The organism is Actinoplanes sichuanensis, assembly GCF_033097365.1.
GTDB lineage: Bacteria > Actinomycetota > Actinomycetes > Mycobacteriales > Micromonosporaceae > Actinoplanes > Actinoplanes sichuanensis.
This window is the reverse complement of record NZ_AP028461.1, coordinates 1,073,280-1,090,361: the sequence shown is the minus strand read 5'-3', so window position 1 is coordinate 1,090,361 and position 17,082 is coordinate 1,073,280. Positions and strand designations below refer to the sequence as shown.

The window sequence follows — 17,082 nt, the reverse complement described above, 5'->3', positions numbered from 1 at the left end:
GCGTCAGGCGGCGTTGACCGGATCCGCCGCCATCAACGCCCCGCAGTCCGCGGCGGGCAGTGGTTTGGCCATGTGGAAGCCCTGACCGTACCGGTAGCCCATGTCGCGCAGCCGGTCCAGCTGCTCCTGGTTCTCGATGCCCTCGGCGACCGCCTTGAGTTGCAGGTACTCGGCGAGTTGGGCGACCGCGGCGGCCACCGCGAGCCGGCCCCGGTCGGCGCCGTCGGCGATGCCGTCGACGAACGACTTGTCGAGCTTCAGCACGTCGACCGGGAACGCGCGGAGCAGGCTGAGCGACGACTGGCCGGTGCCGAAGTCGTCCAGTGCCAGCCGTACGCCCATGTCGTGCAGTCCCTGCAGGGTCTCCTGGACCTGCCAGCCGTCGACCACCGACGACTCGGTGACCTCCAGGATCACGTCGCGTGAGGTGAGACCGGTGTCGCTGAGCACGGCGGCGACCTCGTCGACGAACGAGGCCGACCGCAGCTGCCGGACCGCCACGTTGACGTTGACCGCCTCGACGGCGCCGTCGCCGAACTGGGAGCGCCACTGGGCCATCTGCTCGCAGGCCTCGCGCAGCACCCACGCGCCGAGCGGGACGATCAGCCCGGAGCGTTCGGCGACCGGGATGAACTCGCCCGGCGACACGAACCCGCGGACCGGATGCTGCCATCGGACCAGCGCCTCGCAGCCGTGCAGGCGGCCGGTGACCAGGTCGAAGACGGGCTGGTAGAGCAGCCGGAGCTCGCCGCGGGCGATGCCGTTGCGCAGTTCGCCGGCGAGCGTGGCGTGGTTCATCATCTCGTCGCGCATGCGCGGTTCGAACCGTACGAAGGAGGCCTTTCCGCTCTCCTTGGCCGCGTACATCGCGATGTCGGCGTTGCGCAGCACCTCGTCGGCGCCCTCACCGGTGTCGGCGATCGCGATGCCGGCGCTGGCGTGCAGCAGAAGCTGCTGCTCACCGACGCGGAACGGGTCGGCCAGGGCGAGCAGGAGCCGGTTGACGGCGGCCTCGGCGGCGACCGGGTCACCGTCGGGCAGCAGTACGGCGAACTCGTCCCCACCGAGCCGGGCCGGCATCTCCCCGGCCGTGCACCTGTCGCGCAGCCGCTGGGACACCTGGAAGAGCAACTGGTCGCCGGCCGCCGGGCCGATCGTGTCGTTGATCATCTTGAAGTCGTCGACGTCGATCAGGACGGCGGTGACCGGCATTTCGGCCTCCAGGCGCTCGCCGATGGCGACCAGGAACCGGGTGCGGTTGGGCAGGCCGGTCAAGTTGTCGCTGAGCGCGAGGCGTTCCAGTTCGTCCTGCTGGCGGCGGATCCCGCGCAGCGCCATGGTGTTCTCACGCAGGCTGAGCAGCTGGCGGGCAACGACACAGCCGGTGATCAGGAGCGCCCCGATGATCACGACGCGCTGGCGGGCCGTCATGTCCTGGGCGCTGACCGTGATCACCAGGCCGGCCGTCGCGACGACCGCCACGAACGGCAGCATGTTGAACACCGACCGGGCCGGGAACGACAGCTGGGACGGCTGGTTCAGGGCACGGCACTGCAGGTACGCGCCGATGCAGATGGCGGCGCCGGTGAGCGGGAGCGCCAGCACCGACAGTGCCAGCCGGGACAGCTCGCCGCCCGCGATCAGCAGGATGGTGCCGGCCACGCAGGTGATCGGGCCGGTGGTGAGCACCCGCAGCGCGGCCGGGTGGACGACCGTCTCCGGTGCGGCGGCCGCCTTGCCGACGACGACGAGCAACAGCACCCCGCCGACCCCGACGACCGCGGCGACCACCTTGTTGGCGAGCGAGGTGCCGGCGGGCGCGAGGTCGAGCACCACGTACCAGAAGATCAGGCCGCTGGCGATGGCGATGGTGAGGGTGTCGAGGATGCCGCGCAGCCAGTGCAGGGCGGTCCGGCGCGGGCCGGGCAACCCGAGGAAGGCGGTCATCAGCCAGCCGACACCGACCAGCATCGGCACCGCGACCCAGGGCGACATGCCGGTGTTGTTGTTGGCCCGGGCCAGCGTGATGATCGCGGTGATGGTGAGTGCGGCGGCGGCGATCTCCATCCGACGCCAGAAGACACGCACCGGCCGGGGCAGTTCGGCCACCCGGACCACCCGGTGGCCGGCGTATGTGGCGGCGGCCAGCGCGAACGGGCCGCCGACATATCCCCACCGCACGTCGTCGGCGTCGCGGATCAGCATCCACACCAGCACACCGATGTTCGCCCAGACCGCGACCAGCACGGGTACCAGTCCACCGGTCGGTAACCGGGACTCGGAGGCGCTCTCGGGTGTGGTCATCGGTCTCGTACGGCTCCTGCCCGGATCAGCCGGTCTGCTTACGACTGACTGTCGGCGCGGGAGCCGCCGACCTGAGACGAACCCTCAGCCGGCCAGTGCGGCCGAGACCACTGCCCGTGCCTCCTCCTGGATACGGGCCAGGTGCTCGGGCCCCTGGAAGGACTCGGCGTAGATCTTGTACACGTCCTCGGTGCCGGACGGGCGGGCCGCGAACCAGCCGGACTCGGTGACCACCTTGAGGCCGCCGATCGCCGCGCCGTTTCCGGGGGCGCTGGTCAGCACCGCGGTGATCGCCTCACCGGCCAGCGAGGACGCGGTCACCTGGGACGGCGACAGCTTGCCGAGCACGGCTTTCTCGGCCGGGGTGGCCGGCGCGTCGATCCGGGCGTAGGCGGGCGCGCCGAACCGGGCGGTCAACTCCCAGTAGTGCTCGCTCGGCGACTTCCCGGTGACCGCGAGGATCTCCGAGGCCAGCAGGTCGAGGATGATGCCGTCCTTGTCGGTGCTCCACGGGCCGCCGTCGCGGCGCAGGAACGACGCGCCGGCACTCTCCTCCCCACCGAACCCGATCGAGCCGTCGAGCAGGCCCGGCACGAACCATTTGAAGCCGACCGGCACCTCGTCGAGGCGGCGACCCAGGTCGGCGGCGACCCGGTCGATCATCGAGGAGGAGACCAGGGTCTTGCCGATGCCGGCGCCGGACGGCCAGCCGTCGCGGGAGGCGTAGAGATACGCGATGGCGACCGCGAGGTAGTGGTTCGGATTCATCAGGCCGCCGTCGGGGGTGACGATGCCGTGCCGGTCGGCGTCCGCGTCGTTGCCGGTGGCGATCTGGAACCGGTCCTTCTGCTCGATCAACGACGCCATCGCGTACGGCGAGGAGCAGTCCATCCGGATCTTGCCGTCCCAGTCCAGGGTCATGAACCCGAACCGCGGGTCGACCAGCGGGTTGACCACGGTCAGGTCCAGGCCGTGGCGGGACGCGATCTCACCCCAGTAGTCGACGCTGGCGCCGCCGAGCGGGTCGGCGCCGATCCGGACACCGGCGTTGCGGATCGCCTCGACGTCGATCACGTTGGGCAGGTCGTCGACGTAGTTGCCCAGGTAGTCGTACTTCTCCGGGCTCTGTGGCCGAGCCGCCCGCCGGACCTCCTTGAGACCGGCGGCGATCAACGCGTTGGCCCGGTCCTGGATCCATTTCGTGGCGTCGGTGTCGGCCGGTCCGCCGTTCGGCGGGTTGTACTTGAAACCGCCGTCATCGGGCGGGTTGTGCGACGGGGTGACGACGACGCCGTCCGCCCGGGCCCCGTCTCCCCGGTTCCAGCGCAGGATCGCGTGCGACAGGGCGGGCGTCGGGGTGTACCGGTCACGGCAGTCGACCAGCACCCGCACGTCGTTGGCGGCGAACACCTCGAGCGCGGTGATCAGCGCCGGCTCGCTGAGCGCATGCGTGTCCCGGCCCAGGAAGAGCGGCCCGGTGGTGCCCTGGTCGCGCCGGTACTCCACGATCGCCTGGCTGGTCGCGGCGATGTGGTCCTCGTTGAAGGCGGTCCGCAGGCTGGAGCCGCGGTGCCCGGAGGTGCCGAAGGCGACCCGCTGCCCCGCCTGTGCCGGGTCCGGGTGTTCGGTGTAGTAACGCGAGATGACCTGGGGAACATCGATCAGCTCGGCGGGCTCGGCCGGACGGCCTGCACGGGGGTGGACGGACATGACGGCCTCCTCGGTGGCGGGGTCAGGCGCTGTAACGGATCGTATCCACACCGCCTACTTGAACCTTTCCCGACGCCGATACGAACTACCCCATGTGACCCGGGTGCTCGCCTTCCTGTTCGTGCTGCTGACCGCCGTCCTCGTGCTGCCCGCGTCGCCCGCCTCGGCGCACGCCGCGACGGTCGGCTCGACCCCCGCGCCGGGAAGTGTGATCGGCACCGCACCATCCGAGGTCACCGTGACCTTCAGCGAGCCGGTCACGCCGGTCGAGGGACGGGTGCAGGTGATCGCCCCGGACGGCGAGCGGATCTCCGGGAAGGTCCAGGGCGGCGGTACCGTGCTGCGGATCCCGGTCCGCAAGGCGGGCAAGCCGTTGGGCACCTACCTGATCAGCTTCCGGGTCATCTCGGCCGACAGCCACCCGGTCGGCGGCGCGATCACCTTCTCGGTCGGCGCGCCGTCGGCCCGCCCGGAGGAACCCGCCGCGACCACCGGGCCGCATGCGTCGGTCGCGGTCGCCGTCCCGCTTCTCAAGAGCATCGGGTACGCCGGGGTCACGCTCATCGTCGGACCGGCGCTGTTCCTGGCGTTCCTGTGGCCGCCACGGCGCTCCCGGGCGGGTGCGCTGCGGACGATCCGGATCGGTCTGGCCCTCACCGCGGCGGCCACTCTCGGCGCGCTCGGCACCCAGGCACAGCAGGGTTCCGGGGCGCCCATCTGGACACTGACCGGCGCGGAGTTCACCGAGGTGCTGGCCAGTCAGTACGGGCTGCTGCTGCTCGGTCGACTGCTGGTGCTGGGTGCGCTGGCCGTACTGCTGCCGCCGCTGCTACGCCGGCCACGACGGACCGTGACCGTTTCGCAGACCGTGCCCACCCCCGTCCTGGTCGGCGCCGGAGCCCCGGCGCCGGAGCCGACGCCCGCGGCGAAGCCGAAACCACAGGTGAAGCCGCGGAAGGCGCAGTCCTGGGCGGTTCTCGGGCTCGGTGCGGCGGGCCTGGCGACGTGGCCGATGACCGGGCACGCCATCGCCGTTCCGCTACCGGCGGTGACGATCACGGCCGGAGTCGTGCACATGGCGGCGATGGCCGCGTGGCTCGGCGGCCTGGTGACGCTGAGTGTGTTCCTGCTACGCGGCACGCACGAGCGGATGCTCGCCGTGGTGCTCCCGGTGTGGTCGCGATGGGCCATGCTCGCGGTGATCTGGCTGGTCATGGCCGGTGCGGTGCAGGCGATCATCCAGCTCGGATCGGTGCCGGCCCTGTGGCGGACCGACTACGGAAGGCTACTACTGGTCAAGATCGGCATCCTGGCCGTGGTGCTGGCCGCGGCGGCCGGCGCGCGCCGGATGGTGAACCGGGCCCGCAACGGCAGCGGCCTGCGGCGCACGGTCGGCGTCGAGGTGGTCGCCAGCGTGCTGATCCTCGCGCTGAGCTCGGTGCTGGTGCAGGTCGACCCGGGCCGCAGCGCCGCCGCCAACGAGAAGTCGATCAGTGGCCAGGGTGTCTCCGAGACACTGACCAGCGATCTGTACACCGTGCAGTTCAACGTCTACCCGGTCGAGTTGGGCGAGTACAACACGGTGCACGCGTTCCTCTACCGGCCGGACGGCGCACCGCTGCAGGCCGAGGAGTGGCAGTTGTCGGCGCGGCTGACCGACCCGGCGCTGGAGTCGGTGAAACAGCCGATCGCCGGGATCCTGCCCGGCAACCAGGCCCTCGGCTCGCTCGAGTTCCCGCTGGCCGGCACGTACGAGCTGGTCTTCACGATCCGGGTCAGCGAGATCGACCGGGCGAGCGTGAAGACGACCGTGACCGTCGGGCGGTAGCGCGGGCCCGGCTAAGGTCTCGACGTGCTCATCCTGCTTCCGCCGTCCGAAGGCAAGACCCCCGCTCCGGACGGCTCCCCCGTCGACCCGTCGTCGCTGTGGCTGCCGGCGCTGGCCGCCGCCCGCACCCGGGTGCTGAAGAAGCTCGTCGCCCTCTGCGCGCGCACGAGTGAGCGATCGATCGCGGACAGCCTCGCGGTGCTGGGGCTCAGCGACGGGCAACGTGGTGAGATCGCCCGCAACGCCGAACTGCTCACCGCACCCGCCGCCGCGGCGGCGCAGGTCTACACCGGCGTGCTCTACGAGGCGCTCGGCGCGACCGAACTGCGGGGCGCCGAGAAGGACTGGCTGGACCGGACCGCCGTGGTGTTCTCCGGGCTCTGGGGTGTGGTGCGGCTCGGCGACGCGATCCCGGCCTACCGGTGTTCGGTCGGTGTCACCCTGCCCGGAATCGGTGGGCTCACCCCGTACTGGAAGAAGGGTCTGAAAAAGGTCCTGGACGAGGCGACCGCCGAGGCGCCGGTGCTGGATCTGCGGTCGGGCGCCTACGCCGCGATGTGGGCGCCCGGGCCGAACGCGGCGGCCCTGCGGGTGTTGCACGAGCGAGTCGTCGGCGGAGTGGCCAAACGGTCGGTGGTCAGCCACTTCAACAAGGCCACCAAGGGCCGCCTGGTCCGCGCGTTGGCGGTCGAGCAGGCCGCGCCGGGTTCGGTGGACGAGCTGGTCACCGCCCTGCGCGACCTGAAGTTCACGATCGAGGAGCAGCCGGGCCCGGCGGGCGGGCCACGGCGGCTCGACGTGATCGTGACCGAGCTGTAGCGGGCCGGCCGAAGCTACTGCGCCGACAGGATGTCGACGACGAACCGCAGGTCGCCCTTCTCCGGACCGTAGGCGAGGGCGGCCGGCACGTCGAGCTGGATGCGGCTGCCCACCTTCTGCCCCGGGATGCCCTTGTCCCAGCCCTGGATCAGCTGGCCGGTGCCGATCTGGAAGCTGATCGGCGACGACTTGCCGCCCTTCCATGAGGAGTCCATCTCCTCACCGGAGGTGTAGCCGATCAACTTGTAGTTGACGCTGATCGTCTGCCCCGCCTTCACCACCGGGCCGGTACCCGGGATCCGCTCCTTGATCACCAGGTCGCTGAGGGTGCCGCTGCCGGTGGTGACGACCGGCTCATCGGTGATCTTCTCGTCGGCGGACACGGCGGCCGGCGCGGCGGCCGGGGTGGGCGCCGGGTCCTTCGGGTCCTGCCGGACCAGGACGAAGACCACCACCAGGATGACGAAGACGACGATGCCGCTGATCACCCCGGCGATGGCCTGTCCGCGGCGATTGCTGGTGGACGTGATCATGTCGCTCATTCGTTGATCTCCCGGTCGGCAAGTCGGAAACTCCGGACACGCTACTCGCAACGGGTGGGAACCCGGCGAAGAACCTCCTCCGAATCGCTGAGGTGGGCGATCCACCGTACGTGCCCGACCGGTCGCCCCCTCTTCTCCGGAGCCGATCGGGATGAGATCGTTTACCGCTCCTGCCCGCCCCCGAGATCTGGAGGATCCTTGCCTCTGCCCGATCCCGGCGGACGGCGTCACCTACGGGAACACCTCGAACAGGGCGCCGTCATCCTGGCCGGCGTCCTCGCCGTCGTGGCGGTCGGCTGGGCGATCCACGCCGGCACCGGCGACGACGAACCCGCCGCCGCGCCGCCGACGGTCGCCGCCGCACCGGCCGAGCAGGTCCCGATCCCGGTGCCCAGCATGTCGCCGAGCCCGTCGATGGCCCCGATCAATGAGATCATCGTCGAGCAGGTCACCGTCGGCGACACCGTGGACCTGGCCGCCGAGGGCCGAATCGACTGGGTGCACTGGGGCGAGAAGGGCCGGTTCTCGCTCGAACGCGACAGCGGCGGTAAATTCACCCTCCTCGAGGGCACCCCCGGCGAGCCACGGCTGCGGCACACCGCCAGCCCGCAGCGCTTCACCTGGACCGGAGCTCCGGCCGGCGGCGCGACCAGCGGCGTTACGACCTGCGGCACCGGGCATGGGTTCACCCTGTCCGCACCGGCCGGGACCGGGTCGCACACGCTGCGGCTGTACGTCGGCGCGATGAAGGCCCGAGGCGACCTACGCATCGAACTCAGCACCGGCGGAGAGGCGTACACCGACTCCTTCGCGGCCCGCGGGGCGTCGATGGGGACAACTGCCTACGTCGTTTCCTATCGCGGATCGGCTACTGGCAAGATCTCGATCAAGTGGATCACCGGCGCGACGTTCGACGAGAACTGCGGCGGCGTGGCCCTCCAGGCCGCGACTCTGAGCTGAACCTTTGAAACTTCGCAAATAGGGAAGGGGAACCCTGTGTTCGCGGGCTGGGGATCGCGGGTCGCCCGCCTGAGGTGGCCGGTGCTCATCGTCGCGCTCGTCGCGGTGATCGGCTCCGGCGTCTGGGGCCTCGGCGTGTTCGGTCAGCTCACCGAGGGTGGCTACAACGACCCACGGAGCGAGTCGGCCCGGGCCGCCGAGACGGCGGTCACCGCGACCGGCGGGCAGGGTGGCGACGTCATCGCCATCTACACGCCCGATCAGGGCGGCAGCATCGACGACGCCGCGCTCACCAAGCGGATCAAGGAACGGCTCGGCGCGCTGCCCGAGTCGGCGGTCGAGGCACAGAGCTCCTACTGGGACAAGAAGTCACCGGCGTACGCGTCGAAGGACAAGTCCAGCGCCGTCGCCGTGATCACCCTGACCGGCGAGGACGACGCCGCCAAGATGGACGCCTACGCCGACATCGAGGACGCCCTCACCATCCCCGGCGCACACGTCGAACTGGCCGGCGGCATCCCGCTCGCGCACGCGTCGTCGCAGCGGTCCACCGACGACCTGGCCTTCGCCGAGATGGTGTCGCTGCCGATCGTGCTGATCCTGCTGCTGCTCATCTTCGGCTCGCTGGTCGCCGCGTCCCTGCCGGTGCTGGTCGGCGGCGCCGCGGTGCTCGGCTCGCTCGGCGTGCTGCACGCGATCGCGCTCACCCACGAGGTCAACTCGTTCGCGGTCAACGTGGCCAGCCTGCTCGGACTCGGCATGGCCATCGACTACGGACTGTTCATGGTCGGCCGGTTCCGGGAGGAGCAGGCCGTCCACTCCACGTCCGAGGCGGTCCGGCGTACCGTCGCCACCGCCGGGCGTACCGTCGTCTTCTCGGCCACCCTGCTGATGACCGCGCTCGCCGGGCTTCTGCTGTTCCCGCAGGGGTTCCTCAAGTCGCTCGCGTATGGCGGGCTCGCCGCGGTCTTCCTGGCCATGCTGCTGTCGCTGACCCTGCTGCCGGCGCTGCTCGCGGTGCTCGGGCCGCGCGTCGACCTGATCCCGATCCGGCTACCCGGCCGGGTCACCGGCGGCACCGGTGGCTGGGAACGGCTCGCCGGATGGGTGCTGCGGCGGCCGGTGCTGGTGGCCGTACCCATCTTCGCCGCCCTTCTGGTCCTGGCCCTGCCGATCGCCGGCGCCCGCTTCGGGGAGAACGACGAGCGGCAGCTGCCCGCCGGGGATCCGTCACGTGTCGCGATCGAGACGCTGAAGGCCGACTATCCGCAGTTCGCCTCGGACGGCGTGCAGGTCGTCGTGCACGCCGCGGACGGGAAGAAGCCGGACGTCAAGGCGTTCAGCGCGGAGGCCGCGAAGGTCGCCGGGATCGAGAAGATCACCACCACCGGCGGCGACAAGGCCACGGTGATCCTCACCGCCGACCTGAAGAGCACCGACGCTTTCAGTGACGAGGCCCGCGACGCGGTCGACGGTCTTCGTGCCCTCACCCCGCCCGCCGGTTCCGAACTGCTGGTCGGCGGGGTCACCGCCCGTAACGTCGACAGCCTCGAGGCGATCGGCGCCAAGCTGCCGCTGATGATCGGGCTGCTCGCCGGGGCGACGCTGGTGCTGATGTTCCTGGCCTTCGGGTCGATCCTGCTGCCGATCAAGGCCGTGGTGATGAGCGCGCTCAGCCTCACCGCCACGTTCGGTTCGCTGGTGTGGATCTTCCAGGAGGGGCACGGGGCGTCGTGGCTCGACGTCACGCCCACCCCTCTCGAAGCGGGCATCGTGGTGCTGATGGCCGCCGTCGTGTTCGGGCTGTCGACCGACTACGAGGTGTTCCTGCTGTCCCGGATGGTCGAGGCACGGCTGCGCGGATCGACCACCCGGGAGGCGGTCACCATCGGGCTGTCCCGGACCGGACGGGTCATCAGTGCGGCGGCGCTGCTGCTCATCGTCGTCACCGGAGCGTTCGCGCTGTCCTCGGTGACCACCATGCGGTTCATCGGCGTCGGCATGATCATCGCGCTGGTCCTCGATGCCACCGTGGTGCGTGTGCTGCTCGTGCCGGCCGTCCTCGCCGTGCTCGGGGACGCCTCGTGGTGGGCGCCGGGTCCGTTGCGGCGGCTCCAGGAGAAGGCCGGACTCGCTGAATACGCCGGCGAGGAGGAGGCCACCGGGCGGCACGCCTGGCGACCCGTCGACCCCTCGATGGAGGAGACCCGGGTCCTGGACGGGACGCTGATCGCCCGGGCGTTGCCGGCGGCGCCGGCGCAGGCCGCGCTGCCCTCCGGCAGCGAAACCTCCAATACGGTGGTCCTGGATTACGAGAAGGTCCTGGATTACCTCTCCGAGAAAAACCTCTCCTCCGGTACGCCGTCCGACAACCCGATCCAGAATGAGGTTTCGACGTCCGCTGCCGAGCCGGACGACCTCGCGTCTCAGGACGCGCCGGTCACGGTGACCGCTTCGTCCGGGGCCGTTTCGGCGCCGTCGCTCTCCTCCGCGGGTGACACTTCCTCCTCTGCGGGTGACACTTCGGATTCGCCGTCCGACCCTCTTTCCGGCGATTCGCCCTCCGACCTTCTTTCCGGTGATTCATCGGATTCCGCCACCGACTCCAGCACCGACTCCACCACCGACTCCACCGTCGGCGAGCCCGAGGAGGACTCGGCCGGGCCCGACGACCTGTGGGCCGAGGTCGAGGCGACGCTGGCGGCCGGCGCCGAGGTCCTCAAACCGGACACCGAGCCGTCCCTGATCGAGGCCTACGCCGAATCCCAGTCACCTGACGACTTCGACCCGTCCGCTACCCAGGTTCTGCACCTTCCGGCCGACGACACCGCAGCCACCCAGGTCATCCGCCTGCCCGACAGCGACCCCGCCCCCGAAGAACCGGTGATCTTCTCGGAGACCGTCTACAACGGGCTTTTCACCGAGGAGACGGTCCGCGCGGCGACTCCCGAACCGGAGCCCGAACCGGAACTCCCCGCACCCGACGACGCCGAATCCTCCCCTGAGTCGGTTTCCCACGACACGGCCGCCGCTTCGGAGGACGCCGCTTCGGAGGACGCCGCCGTCGAGATCGCCGACTCGGACTCCGGCGACTCGACCTCGATCGGCGCCGACAGCCTCATCGGCGTGGCCGGCGTTCCGTCCACCGACGTCGACTCCCGCGATGTCCCATCCCACGTCGTCGCGTCCCACGTCGTCCCACCCGGCGCCGCGCCCGCCGACGAGCCGCCTTTCGCCTACGACCCAAAGATCGACGCCTATTCCGCCGATATCGCGCAGCCTGACGTCTCCTTCACCGATATCCCGCAGACCCACGCCTCCTCCGCCGATATCGCGCAGACCCACGCGCCGTTCGCCGATATCGCGCAGACCGACGCGCCCTTCGCCGACACCTCGGGGGTCGGCTCCGGGCCGCTGCCGGTCGGACCGCTCGCGGCCGGGCCTGATGCCTCCGCAGCAGCCGACGTCGAATCCGCCCAGGTCAAGCCAGCCGAACCGGCGATCCCGGACACCGGCCGGACCCGCTCGGAGAAGTCCACGGCCGCCGAGGACGAAGAGGTCGCCTACTTCCTGGCCCCCTTCGTCGACGACGAGGAACCCCCGGCGACCCCTTCGGAAGCCCTCGTCGACCCGACGCCCTCCGTGGCATCCGCCGAATTCGCCCCGCACCCCTACGAACCGGCCGCCGAGCTCCACAAACCGGTTTCACCCGCCGTCGCATCCACGACTTACCGCTACGAGCCCGAGGCACCTTCCACCGAATCCCCCTACGAGCCCGTGGCCGCGTCCACCGAATCCCCCTACGAGACCGTGGCCGCGTCCGCCGAGTCCACGAATCTCGCTGACGCCACCGCACCGGCGCAGGCCGAGCCGATCGCCGACCCGTTCTCCTGGCGTGCCGACCCACGGTTGGCGAACCTCACCGCCCCGGAACCGGACGCGTTCCCCTGGTTGGATCGCTACGCCGCACTCCCCGGCACTCCGGAACCCACCCCGACCCGGCCCGAGGCAGCGCTCCCCCACCCGCTGGCGGACCGCCCCGGATCCTCCCGCCCGCAGACCCTCGACGACTGGCTGTCCACTCCCCGCACCCGCCCGGAGCAGCCCCACCCCTACCGTTCCGAGGCCGCCATCAGCGCGGCCGCAGCGGACCGTCCGCAGTCCCTCGACGACTGGACGAACAGCCGAAACAGCTCCGCCCGTCCGGAAACCCTCGGCGACATTCCGGCCGCTGCGGCCGTCGACCGCGCCCGCCCGGCCAGCCTGGCCGACCTGCCCGTCCGCCAGACCACCCCGGACAGACCCGCCCCCGAGCCGGAAACGACCGACTCGCGGGAACCAGAAGCCGTCGCGATCATCGAGGCACCCGCTCCCACGCCGATCGAGCCCCAGGCGATCGAGCCCGACCCGATCGAACCCGACCCGATCGAACCCGACCCGATCGAACCCGAGGCGACCGCGCCCGAGCCGATCGAACCCGAGGCGACCGCGCCCGAGCCGGTCGAGCCCGAGCCGATCGTGGCCGAAGCGACCGAGCCCGACCAGGCCGAAATCGCCTTCGAACCCGCCGCCGAGGTACCGGTCACGGTCCCGGACCTGGAGCCCGCCCTTCCGGACCTCCAGGACGCCGCTGACCATGCGTCAGCCGAACCGGAAGCCACCACGTCGGACACACCCGACGAAACAGTCGGATCCGACGAGGACGACGAGCCGACCACCTCGGCCGACGTCGACCTGACCGAGGACAAGGAGCAGCTCAGCACTCCGCTGGAAGCCGAGCCCACGGAGATCGACGCCTGGCGTGACCCGGCCGTCCTCGCACGTTCGGCAGTCGATTCCAGCCTCTCCGACGAAACCGGCAGCACCGAACTCGACGTCGCCGGCATCGAAGATTCCGAGATCCCGTCCGAACCGGTAGCTTCCACAGAACCGGCGAACACCGAGATCATCCCGACCGAGCCGGCACCGGTTCCGGAGGCGCCCACCGCCGACGAACCGGCCCCCGACAACTCACTCCCGGACGTGATCGAGGATGCGGTGGACGAGACTTTCGAGCAGCCGGCGGAACCATCGGTTCCGGCCCGCCGCCCGCAGACGCTGGACGAGTGGCTGAACTCCCCCACTCCCCGCCCGCAGACGCCGGCCGGCCCCGACGTGGCCGCCGACACCGGCGCGTGGCCCACCCCCGAACAGCAGCCCACCGAGGCCGACTACCTCCGGGGCCGCCGTCCGGAGACCCTGGACGACCGGATCCGGGGCACCGTGCGCCCGGCGACACTCGCCGACCACATGCCTGAGCAGGGCCGTTCGAGTAGGCGTCCGGCGAACGGCGGCCCGTCCTGGACGGGTGGGTCGGGCGAGCACCCGTACGATCGACAGATCCGCCGCCCGGCCTCGCTGGCCGACCACCCGGGCCCGGCCCGGCCGGGCCCGGAACCGACCGCGGAGGAGCCCGGACCGGACGCGGCACGCTGACGTTCGACGAACCGGCCGTCCGAGGATCCTCCGGGATCATCGGGCGGCCGGTTCGTTGTTCAGGTGAGCCGGATCGCGCCGATAGGACGGCCGGTGGGGCGCGGGCCCGGCCGGAAAGTACAGTGCGTGCGGGCAGGGAACAGAGGGGGACGTACGAAATGACCGGCATCGACCCGGACGCCGTAAGTGTGGATCCGGACCGTCTGGCGGTCTGCCTGGCGGTCCTGGCCGAGGTGGAGCAGCTGCCGACCGAGCACCCGGACGCGGTGCGGGTGCGGCGGGCGACCGCCGGCCTGTTCAAGACGGTGAAGGTGCAGCGCCGCAAGGAGCGCCGTCAGGCCGTCGTGGCGAGCGACCGCGCGGTGACCGAGTCGACCGCGACCGGCGCACCGGGCCGGATCGACGACGAGACGGCCGGGATTCCGCTGCGCAGCACGGTCCGCGGGGCGACGGCGGGTGTGCTGAAGCAGGCACGTGGCTGCTACGTGTGCAAGCAGCGGTTCACCGTGGTGGACGCGTTCTACCACCAGCTCTGCCCGTCGTGCGCGGAGCTCAACCACTCGCGGCGGGACGCCCGGACCGACCTGACCGGCCGGACGGCGCTGCTCACCGGCGGTCGCGCCAAGATCGGCATGTACATCGCGCTGCGGCTGCTGCGCGACGGCGCGGACCTGACGATCACGACGCGGTTCCCGCACGACGCGGTCCGCCGCTTCACGGCGATGCCGGACAGCGCCGACTGGCTGCACCGGTTGCGGGTGGTCGGCACCGATCTGCGAGACCCGGCGCAGGTCGTCGGCCTGGCCGAGTCGGTCGCGGCCCGCGGTCCGCTGGACATTCTGATCAACAACGCGGCCCAGACGGTACGACGTACGCCCGGCGCCTATTCCGAGCTGGTGTCCGCCGAGTCGGCTCCGCTGCCCGACGGACCGCTCCCGGAGCTGGAGTTCTTCGGCGGTGCCGCCTCGATCGGCTCCTCGCCGGCGGCGGCACTGACCGCGGCGTCCCCGCCCACGCTGTCCGCGAAGGAGGTCACCGAGATGGCGTTGACCGCCCGTTCGGTGGCCATCGACGCGGGCGGCCTGGTCCCGGACACGACGTCGACGAACAGTTGGAGCGACCGGGTGCACGAGGTCGCGCCGCTGGAGCTGCTGGAGGTGCAGCTCTGCAACGTGACGGCCCCGTTCATCCTGGTCAGCCGTCTGCGCCCGGCGATGACGGCGTCGAAGTTCGCGCGGCGTTACGTGGTGAACGTGTCGGCCATGGAGGGCATCTTCGCCCGCGGCTACAAGGGCGCCGGCCACCCGCACACGAACATGGCGAAGGCGGCGCTGAACATGCTGACCCGCACCAGCGCCGAGGACATGTTCGCCGACGGCATCCTGATGACCAGCGTCGACACCGGCTGGATCACCGACGAGCGTCCGCACCCGACGAAGATGCGCCTGCACGAGGAGGGCTTCCACGCCCCACTGGACCTGGTCGACGGCGCGGCCCGGGTGTATGACCCGATCATCCGCGGCGAGCAGGGCGAGGACGTGTACGGCTGCTTCCTGAAGGACTACGCCCCGGTCGCCTGGTGACCGAAGCGAAGCGGGCCACACCCTGAGGTGTGGCCCGCTTCGTCATGTAGGGACATTCGCTGCCGGGGCAACGTTACGCGGCGCCGCCACGGCCGCCGCCGAAGCCGATGCCACCGCCGAAGCCGATGCCACCGCCAAAGCCGCCACCACGGCCACCGCCGTCGCCGCCGCCGAAGCCACCACCGTGGCCACCGCCGAAGCCACCACCACGGCCGCCGCCGTGACCGCCACCGTGACCGCCGCCGAAGCCACCACCGTGACCGCCGCCGAACCCGCCACCGTGACCGCCGCCGAACCCGCCACCGTGACCGCCGCCGAAGCCACCACCGTGGCCACCGCCGAACCCGCCACCGTGACCGCCACCGTGACCGCCGCCGTGACCGCCGCCGTGACCGCCGCCGTGGCCACCGCCCCAGCCGCCGCCGAAGCCGCCGCCGTGACCGTGGCCCCAGGGTCCGAACCGCACGCCCGGCCACCGCCAGAACGGATGCCGGTACCCGCCGCCGATGCTGTACGAGTTCAGCACGTACGTGGGCCGGTACAGCCAGTTGTCGGGCCAGCCGCCGCCCCAGGCGGTCCAGCGCCAGTTGTCCTCCGGAACCGAGAGGATGTAGACGTCGCCGCGGCCGGGAATGGACGCGAGTCGATAGTCGAAGGCGTCCCACGCGCCTTGCGTGATGCCGTAGGCACCGGCCTTCTGGCACAGGGAGAGGCTGCTGTACATGCCGACCACGTAGTCGTCATCGTCCCAGCCGTCGGCCGCCAGCAGCGACGAGGGCGCGGCCTTTTCCGCAGCCTGCGGTGCAGGCTCGGCCGCTGGTGCGGGAGATGCTATGCCCAGCGCTCCGGCAACTACCAGGCTCATGCCGGCAACCGCGAGCATTCGCTTCGGGTTTTTCATTGTCACACCTTTTCAGGACAAATCGCCATGACTTGCCAACCTCATCACGCCCCCCAAAGGGCAGCCCGAGGTTTGCCGGAATGCTGACCGTTCGGACGACCCGACCTGGGTCCGTAAAGACAGGTTTGCCACTTCCGGGTTTACTCACGAAAGGCACCTGACCAGGCCTTTCGTCAACTCGGCCGCCCGGCTGGCCACCCCCGGCCACGCCTCGCGGGACACCTCTTCACAATGTGCAAAAAATTACTTTAAACACTAGAACCGGCATTCACTGTGGCCCGTTCTCACCCACCGGATGACCCCGAGCACACCCCGTTACCCATGCCTCATCCGTCGCACGACCGCCCGCATCACCGAACAGGAAGCCCACCGGCCCGCCGCAAACCGGGCAGACGCTCGGCGTCGGTTGTTCGGCGGCGGATCAGCCGGGTCGGAACGGGCGCTTGTGGGCCGTACCGTCGGAGCGGGTTTGTGGTGTTTAGAGTCGGGGGATGCGGATCCGGATCGAAGGGCGTGAGCTGCCGGGCCGGGCCGGGGCGCCGCAAGCTGAGGCGTTGCGGCTCGGCGGAGTGCAGGTGGGTGTGCAGCGGCGCACGGAGGTCGTCGACCGGGTGGCGGTCTTCGAGGACCACGCCGTCTGGGAGATCGACGTGGACAGCCGTGACGTGGACGGGTTCGTCGATGTCGGCGGGCCCTGGGTGCATGGGCGGCCCGGGGCGCGGTTCCTCTATCTGAGCTGGGGCGCCACCGACACCGGCGGGTTCGCGATGTTCCGGCGGGCGAAACTGATGTTCGGGGACATCCCGGGGGACCTGCTCCGAGCCGCGGCCGCCGGTGAGTGTGTGCTGGTCGGGCGGCTCGGGCTGACCGGTCCGGACGGCGGGCCGCGGTGCGCCCGGGTCAAGCCGCCCGAGATCGTCTGGAGTGCGGGGTGACGGTGGTTACGTTTCCCGGGCTGGT

At 70.9% G+C, this 17,082-nt stretch carries 10 protein-coding genes; 6 read left to right on the top strand and 4 right to left on the bottom strand.

Annotated elements, in window-relative coordinates; translation table 11 throughout:
- Positions 1–3: 3 nt before the first annotated feature.
- The gene (locus Q0Z83_RS04710; RefSeq protein ID WP_317792544.1) at positions 4–2,304 is read right to left on the bottom strand and encodes a putative bifunctional diguanylate cyclase/phosphodiesterase; all 2,301 of its coding nucleotides are present in this window, start codon (positions 2,302–2,304) and stop codon (positions 4–6) included.
- Between the two features lie 84 nt (positions 2,305–2,388).
- A complete protein-coding gene (pgm, locus tag Q0Z83_RS04705) occupies positions 2,389–4,014 on the bottom strand; it encodes a phosphoglucomutase (alpha-D-glucose-1,6-bisphosphate-dependent) (RefSeq protein ID WP_317792543.1) in 1,626 nt (541 codons plus the stop codon).
- A 58-nt stretch (positions 4,015–4,072) separates the two neighbouring features.
- Between pgm and Q0Z83_RS04700 the strand changes: the two genes are divergently transcribed.
- Together Q0Z83_RS04700 and yaaA are read left to right on the top strand one after the other, a co-directional pair.
- On the top strand, positions 4,073–5,842 hold the full coding sequence (locus Q0Z83_RS04700) for a copper resistance CopC/CopD family protein (protein ID WP_317792542.1): 1,770 nt from the start codon (positions 4,073–4,075) through the stop codon (positions 5,840–5,842).
- A gap of 24 nt (positions 5,843–5,866) precedes the next feature.
- Positions 5,867–6,661 (top strand): peroxide stress protein YaaA, encoded by a 795-nt coding sequence (gene yaaA / locus Q0Z83_RS04695; protein ID WP_317792541.1) that lies wholly within the window; start codon positions 5,867–5,869, stop codon positions 6,659–6,661.
- Positions 6,662–6,675: 14 nt separating this feature from the next.
- On the opposite strand, the gene Q0Z83_RS04690 is transcribed toward yaaA, so the two are convergent.
- Entirely contained in the window at positions 6,676–7,203 is a 528-nt protein-coding gene (locus Q0Z83_RS04690) for an FKBP-type peptidyl-prolyl cis-trans isomerase (RefSeq protein ID WP_317792540.1), read from the bottom strand.
- A 198-nt stretch (positions 7,204–7,401) separates the two neighbouring features.
- On the opposite strand from Q0Z83_RS04690, the gene Q0Z83_RS04685 reads away from it, so the two are divergent.
- The 3 genes from Q0Z83_RS04685 to Q0Z83_RS04675 all read left to right on the top strand — a co-directional run bounded on the left by Q0Z83_RS04685 (position 7,402) and on the right by Q0Z83_RS04675 (position 15,221).
- Positions 7,402–8,163: a hypothetical protein gene (locus Q0Z83_RS04685; protein ID WP_317792539.1), complete on the top strand. Its 762-nt coding sequence runs from the start codon at positions 7,402–7,404 to the stop codon at positions 8,161–8,163.
- A gap of 81 nt (positions 8,164–8,244) precedes the next feature.
- Entirely contained in the window at positions 8,245–13,638 is a 5,394-nt protein-coding gene (locus tag Q0Z83_RS04680) for an MMPL family transporter (protein WP_317792538.1), read from the top strand.
- 158 nt (positions 13,639–13,796) lie between these two features.
- Positions 13,797–15,221 carry an SDR family NAD(P)-dependent oxidoreductase gene (locus Q0Z83_RS04675; RefSeq protein ID WP_317792537.1) on the top strand — a complete coding sequence of 475 codons (1,425 nt, stop codon included), beginning with the start codon at positions 13,797–13,799 and terminating at the stop codon, positions 15,219–15,221.
- Positions 15,222–15,294: 73 nt separating this feature from the next.
- On the opposite strand, the gene Q0Z83_RS04670 is transcribed toward Q0Z83_RS04675, so the two are convergent.
- A complete protein-coding gene (locus Q0Z83_RS04670; RefSeq protein ID WP_317792536.1) occupies positions 15,295–16,086 on the bottom strand; it encodes a hypothetical protein in 792 nt (263 codons plus the stop codon).
- A 527-nt stretch (positions 16,087–16,613) separates the two neighbouring features.
- Between Q0Z83_RS04670 and Q0Z83_RS04665 the strand changes: the two genes are divergently transcribed.
- Positions 16,614–17,057, top strand: coding sequence for a DUF5990 family protein (locus Q0Z83_RS04665; protein WP_317792535.1), 444 nt, complete (start codon positions 16,614–16,616; stop codon positions 17,055–17,057).
- Positions 17,058–17,082 lie beyond the last annotated feature (25 nt).